Below are 17,051 nucleotides of genomic sequence, written 5' to 3'. Positions count from 1 at the left end.
ATCTTAAAGGTTGTTCTTACTTATCTAAAGCGAAATTCTAACTATAGTTTTAAAAGCATTAAAACGTATGTTTTTTATAGTAGACCAAATGTCTAATTCCCTGTTTTTACTACTATTTAAGCCTAGAAATAAGTATTGCATCTGCCTTTTGTGACCAAGGAGACCTAAACTTACCTTGTTTTTTAATAGCTACCTCTTTTGTAAACTCTCCTGTTAGGGTATTAAACCACTGCATAGTTCGGTTTTCATCTTTCTTTTTTAAAAATGCGGCATCTATACCGTAGTTTTCTTTGTGTATGTACAGTAGAACTGTGCCTTTATCATCTGTTAAGTTATAACCACTACCGTTATGCCAAGGAATAGGTTTCATTTTATGAAACTGAAACTTACTAAATAGTTTTTGCACGTAATTAAAGTAAGTAAACTTTGGTTTATAAAACTCTTTAGGTTGCTCAAAAGGGTTATAAATAATTACATTCCATGAAGTACCTTGCCAATAATAAGTGGTGTACACACCTGCAAATAAGCACATATAATTGCGACGTAAACAGGTTTCTGCATTGGTATAATCTCCTGTAAAAACAGTATACATAGACTCCTCATAGCCACCGTGCTCGATATTAAATATGGGTTTGTTTTTAAATTTTGTTTTGGCTTCTAACATTTTGTTATAAATGTTATGTGACCAATTTTGAGAAGAAATAAAATCTACCTTATCTGGAAAATTAGAGCAATATTTATAATCATGTACAGACACCAACCTGTTGTATTTGTCATTTGTTTTTAACCTTTCTATTCTTCCGTGAATATACGCTTCATCTGCCCTACCATAGTATAGCGCCTCTTTAGAAATATCCCATACTATATTAGGAAAAGCTTGGTACCTTTTTACTACATAATCAAAATACATATTATCTGCATCTGTATTCATATTAGGCCAAGCAACCAATTTATTCCAAACATATATCATTAAATGCGTAGCTATACGCTTGTTATGCATTAAGCTAATAGTACGATCTAATTTTTTAAAAAAATCTGGGTTTAGAGCTGAATAATTTGGATTGTCATTATTGCCAAGGAAAGGAAAAATATCTTTTGGTCCACCAAACTCATGTTCTGGATGTTGTTTTAATTTAGAATCTTTAATCCAGCTAACATCATAAGAAAAAACATTCATCACTACCTGATTAAATCCGTTTTGGTTTAAAAGATTTAAAAGATGCTCTGTTTTTGGCAATCCTTTTTTGTTGTGGTAGTCTAAGGCATAAAGCCAATCGCACTCAAAGGCCAATAAAAAGTACGGAGTGCCATCTTCATAATAAAAATTTTGAGGATCAATTTTTGGTATCACTAATGCTCCGTGATTATTAGTGGCTGCAGAAGATACCGTTACACTACCTTTTTTATGATGTATTTTTTTTAGATCTGCATAGGTTGTAAATTTCCAATTACCCTTTAAAGAACTAGAAAACCGTATTACCCATTCTTTATTCCCATTATAAAAACCAGGCACTTGCTGTACTGTACCATTACTATGCGTAAAAATTGCATAAAAATTAGCCGTATAAGGAGATGCTACATTTTGGTTTGTTGTAAATGTTATATCTAAAACCTCCCATTTTGGAATTTTAAAAACAGTGTTTAACGTGTAGTTTTCTTTTTTAAGTTGGCTAGTTACTACTGTAAAACTTAGCAAACTAGTAACTATTAAAAGTTTTAATACATTTTGCATAACACTGTTTTTATTTAGCTATATTTTTTTAATCATTCCAATGCTCATCTATTACCTTTTGTATGTGCGGAAACTTACTACCATCTTCCTCTTTTAAACTTTTACGTTTGGCTTTTAACTGCTTTTTAAGTTCCTTAATTATATCTTTATACGCAGGGTCATTGTAGGCATTATTCATTTCTTTAGGATCTTTAGTTAAATCATAAAACTCCCAAGCAGCTGGTGTGTCCATCTCAAACTTATTACCCCAACTTTTTTTGTTCCATGTAGCATTAGGGTCTTTAGTATCTACCCAATATTTACCATAAAAAAATATTAGTTTGTATTGTTTTGTTCTAATACCAAAGTGAGCAGGGTTTGCATGTGCGTGTGCCATATGCATCCAGTACCTGTAGTAAGTAGACTGCTGCCACCCTTTTGGTTCTTTACCTGTTTCTAAAATAGACTTAAAACTATGCCCTTGCATTTTTTCTGGGGCTGTGCCACCAGCTAACTCTATTAAAGTAGGTGCAAAATCTGCATTGTTAATTATTGCGTCTGATCTAGTACCAGCCTTTATTTTTTCTGGATAACGCACAAAAAATGGCATACGCATAGATTCTTCATACATCCATCTTTTATCTATATAATCATGTTCTCCCAGCATAAAACCTTGGTCGCCTGTGTACACAATTATAGTATTATCATACAAGCCTTCTTCTTTTAAAAATTTTACCAATCTGGCTACATTGTCATCTACACCTTTTACACAACGTAAATATCTTTTTAAGTACTCTTGGTACGTTTTGTGAGTGTATTCTTTATCTGTCATATCCAAAGAAATGCTTGAGGCATCAAACTCTGGGTTAGATATTTTAGTATACTCATTAGACCACAATCGCATTCCCATACTTCTCACAATGTTTCTTTTAGATACAGATGAGCCTATAACACGCAGTAAAGAATCATTAGCACCCCTTGTTGCTATAGAACCATTATTACCATTCTCATACAAACTTGCTGGTTCTGGTATATACGTATTTTCTAAATAATCTTTATAACGCGGTGCATACTCAAAATCGTCATGAGGTGCTTTGTAATGGTGCATTAAAAAAAACGGCTTGTCTTTATTGCGTTTGTCTTTTAACCAAGCAATAGTTAAATCTGTAATATTATCACTAGAATGTCCTTTGGTTTGTATTCTGTTTTTTGGCCACTCTTGTTCTCCTTGCACTATAAATTCAGGATCATGGTATTTACCTTGTCCTGGTAATACAGCATAATAATCAAAAGTAGCAGGCTCATCTTCTAAATGCCATTTGCCAACCACAGCAGCTTCATACCCTAATTTTTTCATTTCCTGTGGTAAATATTGCCTTTCTGGGGGTATATGCCCTTCTAAATCTAACACGCCATTTGTTTGGCTATATTGACCCGTAATCATAGTTGCTCTACTTGGTGTACAAATAGAGTTTGTAACAAAACAATTATCAAAAATAATACCTTCGTTAGCAATTTTATCTAAGTTTGGAGTAGGATTTAAACTTGCCAACCTACTACCATATATACCAAATGCTTGTGACGTATGATCGTCTGCCATTATGTAAATTATATTTGGCTTTTTGGTTTCTATTGTAATTTTTTCTTTTTCGGCACATGAAATAATGGTTGCCGTAAATAGTGAAAAACAAAATAGCTTTTTAAACATTTTTGGTTGGTTTTAGTTATATAAAGTAAAAGCGCTAATTAAAGCGCTTTACAAAAGTTACATTTTTTTTAGTACTAAAGAATAACATATGATTTTATGAATAAAACATATGATTAATACATTTAATCTGCTTTAACCGGTTTAAAAATACGAATCCAATCTACTTTAAATGTATTATTTTCTTTATTAGCCAATTCTGCATCAGATGGTGTAATATTTTTATCTGATCTCCATGTTTGATCCTCTGCATTAATAATTATATCCATAGGTTTACTTAAACCTTTACCATCTGCATAATTATTAGGGTCTATCATTTCTGCTCCAGAGGTTGTTCTTACCAACTCTCCGTTTATATAATACTCTAAATGAAATGGATCTCTCCAGTACACTCCTACTCTATGAAAATCTTCTCTCCATAATGTACCAACCTCATCTTTATACCAACTACCTGCATCTGTTGGTTGGTAATCTTGAAAAGGTTCTCTAATAAACATATGATGACTTAAATGAATACGTTCTGCATACCAAGTTTGGTCTGCCTGTGCTAACTCTGAGTAGCTTGCTCCGTAAGCCTCTACAATGTCTATCTCCTGAGTATCATCTGAGCTTAAAAGCCAAACATCTGATGCTAGCGTAGTATTTGCAATTTTTACATACGCCTCTATATACACCGGGTAAACTACTTGTTCTTTTGAGGTTATACAACCTAAATGAATTTTATTAGAATTTGGTACTCTACTAGCAACCATTTGTAAATAACCATCTTTAACTAAAGAATGGTCTCTTTTCCATTCTGTTAATCCGGGTCCAGACCATTGGTTATGATAAAAATCGGTCCATTTGGCATCAAATTCTGCTCCTTTATTAGCGGCCTCTGCTTCATAATCAAAACTGTCTGACATATTTTGAAACTCCCAAACATTACCTTCTCCTGCTTCTGCTGGCACAGGTATGGTTTTCCAAGTTACTTCTGGTTCTTCTTCTGGTTCTTCAGTTGGGATTTCTGGTGTTTCTATTACCTCTTCATCTGTAGTTTTATCTGTAGATTCATTATCACTACAAGACACTACATAAAACAATAAGAGTACTATTGCTACATTAAATTTCATCATAATAAATTAATTAGTTTGGCTCAAAGTTGTAGAATGATTGTGATTTTAGCACAAAAAAAAACTGTACAAAAAATAGACAACACCAGTATTTTAGGCATAAAAAAGGCCCTACTTAGTGCAGTAGAGCCACTTTTTAAAAAAATTATTTTTTATGGTCTTTCATCTACTTCCATAATTCTTATATCATCAAAATATATAACACCCATACCATTGTGTCTTAAATATATTTCATAATCACTACCCGTAGTAGCTGCAGTAAACCTTTGAGCTGGACTTACCGTAACCCAAGTATCTTCTGCTGCTGTTGCAACAATATTATTCCAAAACTGAAATACAGTTTCTCCGTCTTTTTGTATCCAAGGTCCGTTCATATTTATAACTGCACCAGCTTGCTTGTAAATTTTATACTCTAACTGGTATGTTACCCCTGCTGTTAACGTATATTGATCTATTACGTTATGAAAACCAGACCATGGACCAGATTGTGCTGCATCTACCTTAATACTGTATTGACCACTAGCAGCTTGCTCTGTAGAAGGAGCAACAGTTGTAGTTGGCAAATTATCATCTTTAGTGGTCCAGTTGGCACCACCATCTTCTATGTCATAACGTACTGCCTCATGCTGATACATTTGAACAGGCAAATCTGTAAAAGCAGCTGGAATACGTGTGTCTGTAGACTCTAGGGTACCATTACCATCATATGAAACGGTAATATTATCTGACCTATATATTTGCTCTTGTAATTTAATTTCTAAAATTGTTGCATTAGAAGAATTTAATCCTATTGTAGAAATTGTAAAAGGAGTACCATTTACGTTTACTGTAAAATGAGCTTTTTGGTCTGCAAAAGGTTTAAATTCTCCATTATAAGGTATTTGTATAGTTTGGTTTTCTAATTCTACCAAATCACCGGCAACCTCAAAAGGTAATGATGATGGCACTACGTTTATGGTAGCTGCAATATTGTACCTATCATAATCTGCTGGTATATTTTCTCCTTGTCTACTTATATTTAGCCCTCCTTTAAAAGAACCCAATTGGTTTAATTGTATTACAGCAAGAGAGTCTGTACTGGTAATATCTCCTATTTGCCATGCTCTAGTATTAGGACGACCAATAGTAGTAATGTCTACAAACTCTAATGTTGACCCTGCTTCTACCGTAATAACATCACTCTCTAATTCATGAGGAACAACTACTCCGTTTTGGCGAATTAGTATTTGCGGTACAATAGTGTCATACACATCTACAACAAAAGTAGTATCTATAACCCATTTGCCACCTACCTCTTTAGAAGGAAAAACAAAACCATCTGCACCTTTAAACTCTACATATTCTTTAAACTCATTATAAAGGTTTACTTTTTTTAAGCCACCTTCTTTAAACAAAACATGTACTGTTTTGTCTGTACTCTCTAGAGACTGCGGCGTAATAATAAAATCGTCATAAATAGAATCTTTACGCTTAATTGGCCCTTTTAAATAGTAACTACCTTCTTCTATAGTCCATTTATGAGATATTTCTCCTTGTGATAAATCTGAAAACGATGCAAAATCGTTTACATTAATACTTACAATTGTATCTCTAAAACCACTTGTATACCAAGATACATCTGAGAACGAATTAGGAGCATCATAATCATCACTGTTACATGCGGTAAAAAGCGCTATAACTAATGCTATTAAAATTAATCTATTATTCATAATATCTTTTTTTAGTTATTCAAATTTGGGTTGGCTGTAACTTCACTATTTGGAATAGGGTAATACCCGTGTATACTCTCGTTATAATTTACTGCAGCTTGTGCATAATCTATAAACATAAAGCCATTTGCTATAGGACTTTCTCCTTCTTTTAATACAGAACCCCACCTTGTAACAGATTTGCCTTCTTTGTCTATAAAAGGGTAATTATCTGCCCAATATCTTTTTTGACTTAAATCTTGAAAGCGGTCTTTTAAAATACCCCATCTTCTTAAATCTATAAAACGTACAGCGTGCCCTTCTTCTGCCAACTCTAATGGTCTTTCTACATACATTAAATGTTCCATTAAACTATTAGCATCATAAGTAATATTGTCATGATCTGCACTAGGGTATGCACCGCTACCATCTGGGCCAATTAGTTTTAAAGCAGAACGATGCCTTACTTCATTAATTAAGGCCATAGCTTGCTCTACGCCACCGTCATCTGTACCACCCTTAATTAAGCACTCTGCTAACATTAGGTATATATCTGCCAAGCGAACCAAACGTATATTTAAACCAGAACGAGTATTTGGTACAATATCATTTTCTGATGTTACCGTTGCCCAGTTTGTGTATTTCCTAAAATAGGCTGTTTCTTTGTTATTAAATATAGTTGCATCTGCAGTAGATAACCCGCCGTAATAAGGAGTATCTTTATCATCTACTAGCGCAACAGAATAAGATGCACGTAATGAGTATGATCTTGGCCTCATTAATGTTACTGGGTCACAACCTTCTGTACCATCTTCACAAGGCACAAAGTTTCTTGGGTCATTCATATCTAACTCTTCTGATTTATAAGCCATTTGCAACCAGGCACTTGGCAATGAAGCTCTAAAACCTCCTAAGTTTGCTGGTGCAAATATTCTACTTAAAACATTAGATACATTTTGAGAATCATACGGGTTTAATTCAGATTTAAAATTTATAGAATAACTAACCTCTAAAATAGACTCTGAGTTAAATTCTCCTGCTTCAGAAAAATTATCGTTTATATTATCTACTAAAGATCTGCCGTATTCTCCGTTAGTAATAATATCATTAAAATAAACTGCTGCTGTTGTATAATCTTCTTCATACAAATAGCTTCTTCCTAATTCTGCTGCTGCAGCTGCCGCTGTAACCCTACCAACATTAGCATTGCCATCCCACACTGGAGGTAAATTTTCATAGGCAAATTCTAAATCTGCTAAATAAAAAGCCTTAACTTCTTCTGCTGTACTTAATGGTTGATAAAAATCGCTTTCTGCTTCCGGAACAAAATCAAAAATTGGTACACTACCTTGGTTAAACATATTATACAAGTAGGTGTATGCAATTCCTCTAAAAAACTTTGCTTGTGCTATAATTAGAGTTGCAAAGTCTATATTATCTTGGTCATCATAGGTTTCAATTAATCTTTCTCCGTTTGCTATAACTTGGTTTGCTCTAAAAATTACTGTGTATAAAGCAGACCACTTATTTCTGATGTCGTTTTCTGAGTCATTAAATGTTTGTAGGTAGAAAGAATTTTGTGTGTTTGGCCTACCAAATCCTGGCCAACTCATATCTGCCCTATGGTTGTCTGAAACGATATTAAAAACACTTGTATTTTTAAAAGCGTTATATACAGCCGTTAAACCTCCATTAAGATCTACATTATTTTTCCAGAAACTGCCTGTTGACAGTTCGTTAGGGTTGGTTTCTTCTAAATAATCGTCTGAACACGCTGTACTGCTTATAATAAGCAGTAAAGCAACAGCTATTTTTTTAACTATTAATTTTTTCATTTCTAGTTCTTTTTTAATTAAAATTTAAATTCAATACCAGCTCTATATTGTGTGCTTATTGGGTAAACACCTGCATCTATACCACGTGTGCTTAACCCATCATTACCCACTTCTGGATCAAAACCATCATAATTAGTTATGGTTAATAGGTTGTCTGCTGCTATGTAAAATCTTAATTTATTAATATTAAGCTTTTCATTTAATTTTTTAGGTAAAGTGTATCCTAGAGTTAGGTTTCTAAGCCTACCAAAACTACCATCTTGCAACCAGTAGTCTGTATATCCTCTATAATTAAAATGATCTCTTCCTCTGTCTGCAGGAATTGTAGATGTTGGATTAGACTGTGTCCATTGATGGACTAAGTCTTGGTGTGTACCTTGCTTGTATGCGTAGGCTTTACTACCATTAATTATTTCTCCTCCTATGGCTGCATACCAGTTCATAGAAAAATCTACATTTTTATAGTTTGCGTTAAAATTTAACCCTAACTCATATTCTGGAGCTCCGCTACCCTTATAAACTCTGTCATCTAAAGTAATTTCTCCGTCACCAGCATCTGGTATTCCATCATTATTTGTATCTACAGTTAACTGATCTACGTACTTTAAATCTCCTAAATTTGCTGTAGGATCTATTTGTCTGTATTCATCTAACTCTGCTTGTGTAGTAACCAATCCGTCTGTTTCTACTAAAAAGAAAGCACCGGCTTCATACCCCTCTCTAAGTGCTGTTACCAAATCTTCTCCTGGTAAACCTGGTGCAACTTGACTGCCCCCCAGGAATGAGAACTTGTTAGAATCACTCATTCTTGTAATTCTATTTTCGTTTTTAGAATAATTAGCAGAAACGTTCCAACTAAACTTACCCCTATGCTTATAACTAGCACTCCACTCTGTACCATAGTTGCGCATATCACCAACATTTAATATAACATTAGAATTGTTACCACCACCAACAGTAGGTGGTAAAATAACAGGGAACAGCATATTTGTTCTAGACCCATCATAAACCTCACTAGTTACTGTAAGTTTATTGTTAAAAAATCCGAACTCCATACCAAAGTTCTTTTCAATTTTCTTTTCCCATTTAGCTTTAGGGTTTTTAAATGCTTCTTGTATTGCTCCTAAAACCAAAACTTGGTCTGTTCCTGTACCAAAAACATAGTCATGCCCTAAACCAATAGTTGGTGCAGTACTGTAATCTAATATGCTTTGGTTACCTGTTGTACCGTAACTAAACCTCATTTTAAAGAAATTAAAGGTTTGTCCAAATATATCATCCCAACCTTTTTCGTCTGATGCAATCCAAGCTGCAGATGCAGATGGTGCATATATCCATCTGTTTTCTTTAGAAAAACGACTAGTACCATCACGTCTTAAACTTGCACTTATTAAGTATTTACCTTTATAATCATACTGTACACGACTTAACATACCTATTAAGGTATTGGTTCTGTCTTGTCCGTAGCCGTTACCTGTACCAACATTGGCATCTAAAGTTGCACCGTTTAAATTTGTAATTTCATTATTAAAGAGATCAAATTTTTGAGCAAAGAAAGAGTCATATGTATATTTTTCTGCACTAAGAGCCCCAACTAAAGTTACATGGTGGTCCCCATATGTTTTATCAAAAGTTGCAATACCGTCTATTGTTGCGCTGGTAGATCTATCACTTTGGTTATAAACACCAGATCTAACTTGTTGTGGTATTAAATCTCCCTCTACAGAATATGCTGTAAATAAAGGATTTATTCTTACTCTTGTGTTATTTGTTCTACTTAATGATGCACGTGTTGTTAGCTTTAAACTATTAAGTAATTGATAATCTATTTGCATACGAGCATCAAAATTATCACCTTTTCTAACGTCTGATTGTTTAAGCTTTGCCATTAAAAAACTTAAGTTTCTGGCATCATTGTTATTTGTGGTACCAGCACTATCATCTACAGTTGGTGCGCTTGGGTCTATTAATTGCTGATAAGGTTTGTATCTGTAACCATCTAACAATATTTGCCATGGCGTATACTCTTGCTCATCTGTTCTTAAACCAATACCAGTTGTAAAGGTCCATTTTCCTTTTTTATAAGTTGTATTTGCCCTTACATTTAACCTTTCTAAACCAGAATTAATTAATGAACCTTGTTGGTCAAAATAGTTTACAGATACATTAAACCTTAAACCTTCTTTACCACCAGAAATATTAAGATTATGGTTTTGTATTAATGCCATATCTTCCTGAAGAATATCCATTAATGAGGTATTGTTAGTAAAGTCGTAACGATTTTGCTCTAATGTTGTAAATGAATTATTTGGAAAAGTTCCATTAATATTATTTAACCTTACAAACTGACTGTACATAGAGTCCTCAAAATTCATTAAAGGTACAGAAGAGATAATGTCTTGTACACCCATATAACTAGTTATACCAATATCCATTTTACCAACTTTACCAGATTTGGTAGTAATTAAAATTACACCAGCAGAACCTCTAGTACCATAAATAGCTGCAGAAGCTGCATCTTTTAGTACATCTATAGTTTCTATTTCTGCAATACTTAATTGCGGATTTCCATCTTGCGGTATACCATCTACTACATACAAAGGAGAATTACTACCAAAAACAGAGTTAATACCACGTATAAGTATTACAGCATCTGATCCTGGTTGTCCACTACTAGAAGTTACGTTTACACCTGCAATTTGCCCTTGCAGTGCACTACCAACGTCTGCAGTAGATATTTTTTCAATATCCTCTGCTTGTACTTGGGCAACGGCACCTGTTACCTCTCTTTTCTTTTGTACTCCGTATCCAATAAGTACCACTTCTTTTAATGCTTCTATATCTTCTAACAAGCTTACATTAATGGTACTTTTAGAACCTACGGTAATCTCTTGCGCTACATATCCTATATAGCTAAATATTAAAACACTACTTGGCTGTGCTTGTATAGTGTAGTTTCCATCAAAATCTGTAACTACACCGTTTGTAGTGCCTTTTACAACAACACTTACCCCTAAAAGTGGCTCGCCGTCTGCGCTAACATTACCTGTTACGGTTTTTGTTTGTGCTAGAGCCAAACCAAAGCCCATAACAAAAAATAAAATTGTTAACAAAGCTTTATGTCTAGACTTAACAAGTAAATTAAATTTCATTTCCATAATCGTTTTTTAAGTTTAGTTACACAAATGTTGATTTTATTTACTTTAAGCGTAGTAACAAATGTTTTTTTAAGTAAAACATATGTATAAAATCTTAAAAAAGTGTTAACTAAAACGCTTTCAAACCAGTAAATATGTTGGTTTTGTATTATTTATGTAATTTAAACAGTATAAAAATGTTAATTTATAAAAAATTAACACATTAATTATGCAAATTGATAAAGACACAAAAAAACCACCAACACTACCTATAAAATAATGCTGATGGTTGTAAAAAGCCGATGTAAAATTGTTTAAAATACTATTTTGTACACAAAAGCATAGTTACCAATTTTTGTTTTTGAAGGTTGTATAACCAAACCATTTTTTGTTTGTTCCCAAACAATTTTTTGGTTAGTACCCAACATTTCTATTTTTTTAATTTGATGTTTTGTATTTGCTAATGATGTTATAAAAACTTTATCCTTAGGCCAATCTAAAACTATAGCATACAGTATACCATCTTTTGTTGTAAACCTAATGTCTTTTTCTGTGTTGTCTTTATTTTTATGCTCGCTTAAATGCCCTTCTACCACTTTGGCGGGACCTTCTCCAAAAACCTCCCAAGTTCTTGTACCATATATAGCTTCTCCGTTTACTTTTAACCAAGTTCCCATTTGCAGCAAACGTTCTTTAACTTTTGCAGGAATTTCTCCCTCTGCAGTTGGAGTTATGTTTAATAAAACTGCTCCGTTTTTACTTACTACATCTACTAAAAAATCTACAAGTCTGTTTGTAGATTTATATTTAGGATTTTTTATATGACTCCAAGAATTCCAATCTATTGAGTCGTCTGTTAACCAAGTAAAGTCTTTTTTATCACTCATTCTAGAACGTTCTAAATCTAAAACCGCAGAGCCAACTGCTAAATCTTTAAATTTATAGGTTACAACAACTTCCTTATTATTTTTTAACCCTTGGTTGTAAAAGTTTGCTAAAAATTGTTTTCTGTATTCTTCATTAATAATATCCATTTTATTATCAAACCAAACAATATCAGGGTCATACTTAGTAGTTAATTCTGTAAGTCTGTTTAACCACTCTTCATTAAACGCCTTATTTGGTAAAGGTTTTGTAGGTTTATTAGCCATAACAAAAGTGCCCTCTGGAACTTTAGGGCCGTACAAACCGCTAAATTCTGTATTAAAAGCATCTGTATTTTTATCCCAAGTTGGGTACCAAGCGTATAACCAATGCCTGTGGTAAGTAGTAATAAATTTTAAACCACGGGCCTTTATAGCTTTTTCCATAGCACCAACAACATCTATTTTAGGCCCTTTGTCTTTAGCATCCCAGTTGGTTAACTTACTATCCCACATGGCAAAACCATCTGCGTGTTCTGCTATTGGTCCTGCAAATTGTGCTCCTGCATTTACAAATAAATCTGCCCAAGCATCTGCATTAAACTTTTCTGCAGTAAACATTGGTATAAAATCTTTATAACCAAAGGTATCTAAACTACCATACGTTTTTTTATGATGTTCATTTATTGGGTGTCCGTCCACATACATCCATCTAGAGTACCACTCATTTTTATGCGCTGATACAGAATATGGCCCCCAATGAAAATAAATTCCAAACTTTAAATCTTTATACCATTCTGGCACATTATACTGCTGTAAAGACTCCCAATCTGCAGTATATTTTAGGCTCTTATTAGGTATTTCTGTTGTTACTTTTTTACTAGCACAACCTGTAAAAAGTAATACCAAACAAGCTTTTATAAAAATTCTGTTTTTCATAGTAGGTTAAATAACTTGGAGTTTACATTCCTAATACTATTTTAGGAGTATTGTTACTGCTATAGCCTTCCAAATCTTTTTGTTTTATATTGGTTTTCCAAACATAAGCATATTTTAAGTTCTTCATTTTAGAAAACACGCGTAAACTTTTAGCTGTAATATTAGTTTCAAATAAATTAACTGATGTCATTTTTTGTAGGTTTGTAAGATACTCTACAGCATTATCTGATATTGGGTTTTTACCAAGCTTTAACTTTTGAATATTTGTAAATTGACTTATCACTTTTACATTTTCATCTGTTATCCCTTTACTTTCTAAAGATAACCATATGATATTTTCTTTGATAGGTAACAACTTTTCTAATTTGTCATGAAGCTGATCTTTAGTTCCTTCTTGTAGTGTATTTTCTCCTAAAACTACCTCAAATAAACTAGAATCAAACACTAGTTCTCTTACTCTAAAACCTTCTTTTTCTATACTTGCTATTAACTGTTCACTTACCTTAGTTACAGTAGGCAATGCCTCCGAAGAGTTACTATTAGTAAGCCCCAACATAGTGCTAGCAATTGTGGTTATATTTTCTGGTGTTTTTACATTAGCTACTTTGGTTTTAAAGCCAGCGTTAGAGTTATTTATCCAATAAGTAATAATAGCAATTTCCTCATCAGTTAAGGGTGTTTTCCCTTCCGGAGGCATAAAGTTTTTGCTATGCGGATCTAGTAATACTCTTTTTACCAGTTCAGATTTGGTAGCGCTACCAGGTACTAAAATAGGTCCATTTTTTCCTCCACTATGTATAGACACGCTGTCTACCATAGACAAACCTCCCTTTTTTTTGCTCTGGTTATGACAGCTAATACATTTATTATCTAAAATTGGAGCCACTAAATGTCCGTAAACCTCAGCTTCTTTTAAATTTGTAACAGCTGCTAGTTCTGTTTTTTTTTCTTTGTTAAAAGGTAAGTACTTTACTAGATAATCACTACCGTGAGTAAGATTACCACCATAATGCCCGGTTACACTTATTACAATGACTAATAAAGTAAGAGCGGCTATATTGGGTTGTAATTTTTTATAGTTTGATAATTTTATTTTTTCAATTCTAATTAACCAAGCTACAAAGGCTAGTACTGTTGTTACTACACCAAACCAAAAGTGAGAATCCAACGCATTTTCATCATAATCTCCACTTAATGATAACATATAACCTAAAATACAAGCTACCAATGCACTTACACCTCCTAAAAACAATGCTAAAGGAATAGCCGTTGTTAGTACAGAATTTTTTTTAACCCTGCTAAAGACCTCTAATAAAAAGGCAAATACTAAAAAACCTATTGGTAAATGCACCACAAGTGGATGAAACCTACCTAAAAATAATACAATATCTGGGACACTATTTTCCATACTTAACTTATAATTTTAAACGCGCTCTAATTTTATTGGAGCCGTTTTATTAGCATTCCATTGGCAGATATACAAATTTTTATCTTCATCTACACATACATCATGACCGTGTAAAATGGGTTTATTTTTTAATTGATATGATTTTTGAAGAGCTCCGTTTTTGTACTCTGGAGCAGTGCCTCCCGGATTAGAAACCACCTTATCACCATCTAAAATAGTAACAAAACCAGTATGGTCTTTCCAGTTTGTTTTTCCAACTTTGGGCTGAGACCAGCACACACCTGCATATATGTTAGCATCATTAAAAACTGGTCTGCACACTTGCATATTGGGTAATTTTAATGTTTTAACGTACTTACCCTCTAAGGTAAACCATTTAAAACACTGCTCATTTCTTGAGGTACACACAACCATAGGGTTGTTTTTATCTCTGTAATCTATAGCAACACCGTGTGCATTTTGCAAATTGTAATTTTTATTGGTGTTGTTATGTCCGCCCCAACGTCTAATAAATTCTCCTTTATAATTGTATTGCAAAATGTAATCTTGTCCGTAACCATCTGCCACATAAATATCTCCGTTAGGACCTATGGCAATTTCGGTTGGACAAAAATTTTCTCCAGGCTTGTAAACTCCTATTGTTTGCGGATGACCAATATCAAAAATAACGTTACCATCTGTAGTTGTTTTGGTTATTCTTCCATTATGCTTAACCCATTTTCCTGTTTTATGTAAATACCAACCAGAATCTGCTATAAACAAAAAGTCCTCACCACCTTCATTAGATATTTTAAGTCCATGACCACCAGGGTAAGCTGTTCCCCAAGCATCTAAAACCTTACCAGATTTATCAAAAATTATAATATTATTTTTGGTATGGTCACCTATCATTATTAACCTTCCTTTACTGTCCATTTCCATTTCATGACAATTTAACAAAGGAGTATGCACTGCACTTATTTGTGCCCAGTCGTTATGTACTTTATACGTATAATCTCCGTGGCCTAAAATAGTTTGGTTGTGCTTGCTTTTCTTAAGAATTGAAAAACCTATAGAAGGCGTAGCTGTAACAGCTGCACTAGCTAGAGCTGTATTTTTTATAAAATTTCTTCTAGAAGACATTTATTTGGTTATTTAGGTTAATAAATCTTTTACAACATTACCGTGTACATCTGTTAAACGATATCTTCTGCCTTGGTGCTTAAATGTTAAGCGTTCATGGTCTATACCAAATAAATGTAAAAGTGTTGCATGAAAGTCATGTACATGTACAGGATCTTTTACTACGTTGTAACTAAAATCATCTGTTTCTCCATAAGTAAAACCTGGTTTAACACCGGCTCCTGCCATCCACATTGTAAATGCCTTTGGATGGTGATCTCTACCATAATTTTCTTTGGTTAATTGACCTTGTGAGTATACTGTACGGCCAAACTCTCCTCCCCAAACAACCAAGGTATCATCTAACATACCTCGTTGCTTTAGATCTTTTATTAATGCTGCAGTTGGCTGGTCTGTTTTTTTAGATTGACTTTTTACACCTCCTGGACAGTAACTATGTTGATCCCAACCCTGATGGTATAGTTGTACAAACTTTACGCCTTTTTCTAACAGTTTTCTGGCCATTAGGCAATTTGCTGCATAAGTACCAGGATCTCTACTGTCTTTACCATACATTTCAAAAATTTTATCTGGCTCATCAGACAAGTCTGTTACCTCTGGCACAGAAGTTTGCATTTTAAATGCCATTTCATACTGAGACATTCTTGCTTGTATTTCTGGGTCTCCGTAAGCATCAGTTTGTAAACTATTTAAATCTTTTAAATAATTTAGCATATGTCTACGGTCATTACCATCATAATTTTCTGGATCACTTAAGTACAATACGGGATCTTTACCAGATCTAAACTGTACTCCTTGGTGTTCTGTGGGTAAAAAACCATTACCCCACAAAGCTGCTTTTAAAGGTTGGCCCTTACCATTTTTAGAAACTAAAGTTATAAACGTTGGCAAATTTTCATTGTCGGATCCTAAACCATAGCTAAGCCAGGATCCAATGGATGGCCTACCTGGCAACTGGTTACCTGTTTGCATAAAAGTAACTGCTGGTGTATGGTTTATTTGGTCTGTTTGCATTCCTTTTATAAAGCATAAATCATCTACAACCTCAGACAAATAAGGCATTGCATTACTAACCCAAGCTCTAGACTCTCCGTATTGCTTAAATGTAAACGAAGATGGCGCTATAGGTAACGTACTTTGGTTGCCACTCATACCAGTTAACCTTTGTCCGCCTATAATAGACTCTGGTAACTCTTTACCAAACATATCTGTTAGTTTAGGTTTGTAGTCAAACAAATCCATTTGTGATGGACCTCCACTCTGAAACAAGTAAATAATTCTTTTTGCTTTTGGTAAATGGTGAGGTAAACCAAGCCTGTTTTTGTTATACGTATTTAATATATCTTCTGCAGAACTATTCTTATTTATAGACGCAAACATTTTATCTGCTCCTAACAATGTTCCTAAAGCTAAAGCACCTATACCTAAAGATGTCTTTTTTAAAAAATCTCTTCGGTCTACTTGTTTTTCTAGTTCTTGTAAATCTTTATGAACAGATTTTATTTTTTGGTGATGATTATTACACATAATA

General features: G+C 33.7%; 10 protein-coding genes. All 10 read right to left on the bottom strand.

Features of this window, described 5'->3' with window-relative positions; all coding sequences use genetic code 11:
* Positions 1 to 112: 112 nt before the first annotated feature.
* Complete coding sequence (locus BFJ87_RS03925; RefSeq protein WP_077400243.1) at positions 113 to 1,732, bottom strand: DUF5060 domain-containing protein; 1,620 nt, start codon at positions 1,730 to 1,732, stop codon at positions 113 to 115.
* Positions 1,733 to 1,760: 28 nt separating this feature from the next.
* Positions 1,761 to 3,419 (bottom strand): sulfatase family protein, encoded by a 1,659-nt coding sequence (locus BFJ87_RS03920; RefSeq protein WP_077400240.1) that lies wholly within the window; start codon positions 3,417 to 3,419, stop codon positions 1,761 to 1,763.
* Positions 3,420 to 3,541: 122 nt separating this feature from the next.
* Positions 3,542 to 4,531 carry a LamG domain-containing protein gene (locus BFJ87_RS03915; RefSeq protein WP_077400237.1) on the bottom strand — a complete coding sequence of 330 codons (990 nt, stop codon included), beginning with the start codon at positions 4,529 to 4,531 and terminating at the stop codon, positions 3,542 to 3,544.
* Positions 4,532 to 4,680: 149 nt separating this feature from the next.
* Complete coding sequence (locus BFJ87_RS03910; protein WP_077400234.1) at positions 4,681 to 6,237, bottom strand: hypothetical protein; 1,557 nt, start codon at positions 6,235 to 6,237, stop codon at positions 4,681 to 4,683.
* Positions 6,238 to 6,248: 11 nt separating this feature from the next.
* Complete coding sequence (locus BFJ87_RS03905) at positions 6,249 to 8,051, bottom strand: RagB/SusD family nutrient uptake outer membrane protein (protein WP_077400231.1); 1,803 nt, start codon at positions 8,049 to 8,051, stop codon at positions 6,249 to 6,251.
* A gap of 17 nt (positions 8,052 to 8,068) precedes the next feature.
* Complete coding sequence (locus BFJ87_RS03900) at positions 8,069 to 11,203, bottom strand: SusC/RagA family TonB-linked outer membrane protein (RefSeq protein WP_245799584.1); 3,135 nt, start codon at positions 11,201 to 11,203, stop codon at positions 8,069 to 8,071.
* A 299-nt stretch (positions 11,204 to 11,502) separates the two neighbouring features.
* The gene (locus tag BFJ87_RS03895) at positions 11,503 to 12,990 is read right to left on the bottom strand and encodes an alpha-L-fucosidase (protein WP_077400225.1); all 1,488 of its coding nucleotides are present in this window, start codon (positions 12,988 to 12,990) and stop codon (positions 11,503 to 11,505) included.
* Positions 12,991 to 13,012: 22 nt separating this feature from the next.
* Positions 13,013 to 14,398, bottom strand: coding sequence for a DUF2231 domain-containing protein (locus tag BFJ87_RS03890; RefSeq protein WP_077400222.1), 1,386 nt, complete (start codon positions 14,396 to 14,398; stop codon positions 13,013 to 13,015).
* Between the two features lie 15 nt (positions 14,399 to 14,413).
* On the bottom strand, positions 14,414 to 15,520 hold the full coding sequence (locus BFJ87_RS03885; RefSeq protein ID WP_077400219.1) for a twin-arginine translocation signal domain-containing protein: 1,107 nt from the start codon (positions 15,518 to 15,520) through the stop codon (positions 14,414 to 14,416).
* Positions 15,521 to 15,532: 12 nt separating this feature from the next.
* Positions 15,533 to 17,047, bottom strand: coding sequence for a DUF1501 domain-containing protein (locus BFJ87_RS03880; protein ID WP_077400216.1), 1,515 nt, complete (start codon positions 17,045 to 17,047; stop codon positions 15,533 to 15,535).
* Positions 17,048 to 17,051 lie beyond the last annotated feature (4 nt).

The organism is Cellulophaga omnivescoria (assembly GCF_001999725.1).
Taxonomy (GTDB): domain Bacteria; phylum Bacteroidota; class Bacteroidia; order Flavobacteriales; family Flavobacteriaceae; genus Cellulophaga; species Cellulophaga omnivescoria.
Note: the sequence above shows the minus strand (reverse complement) of the source record. Positions and strands in the feature narration are given on the sequence as shown.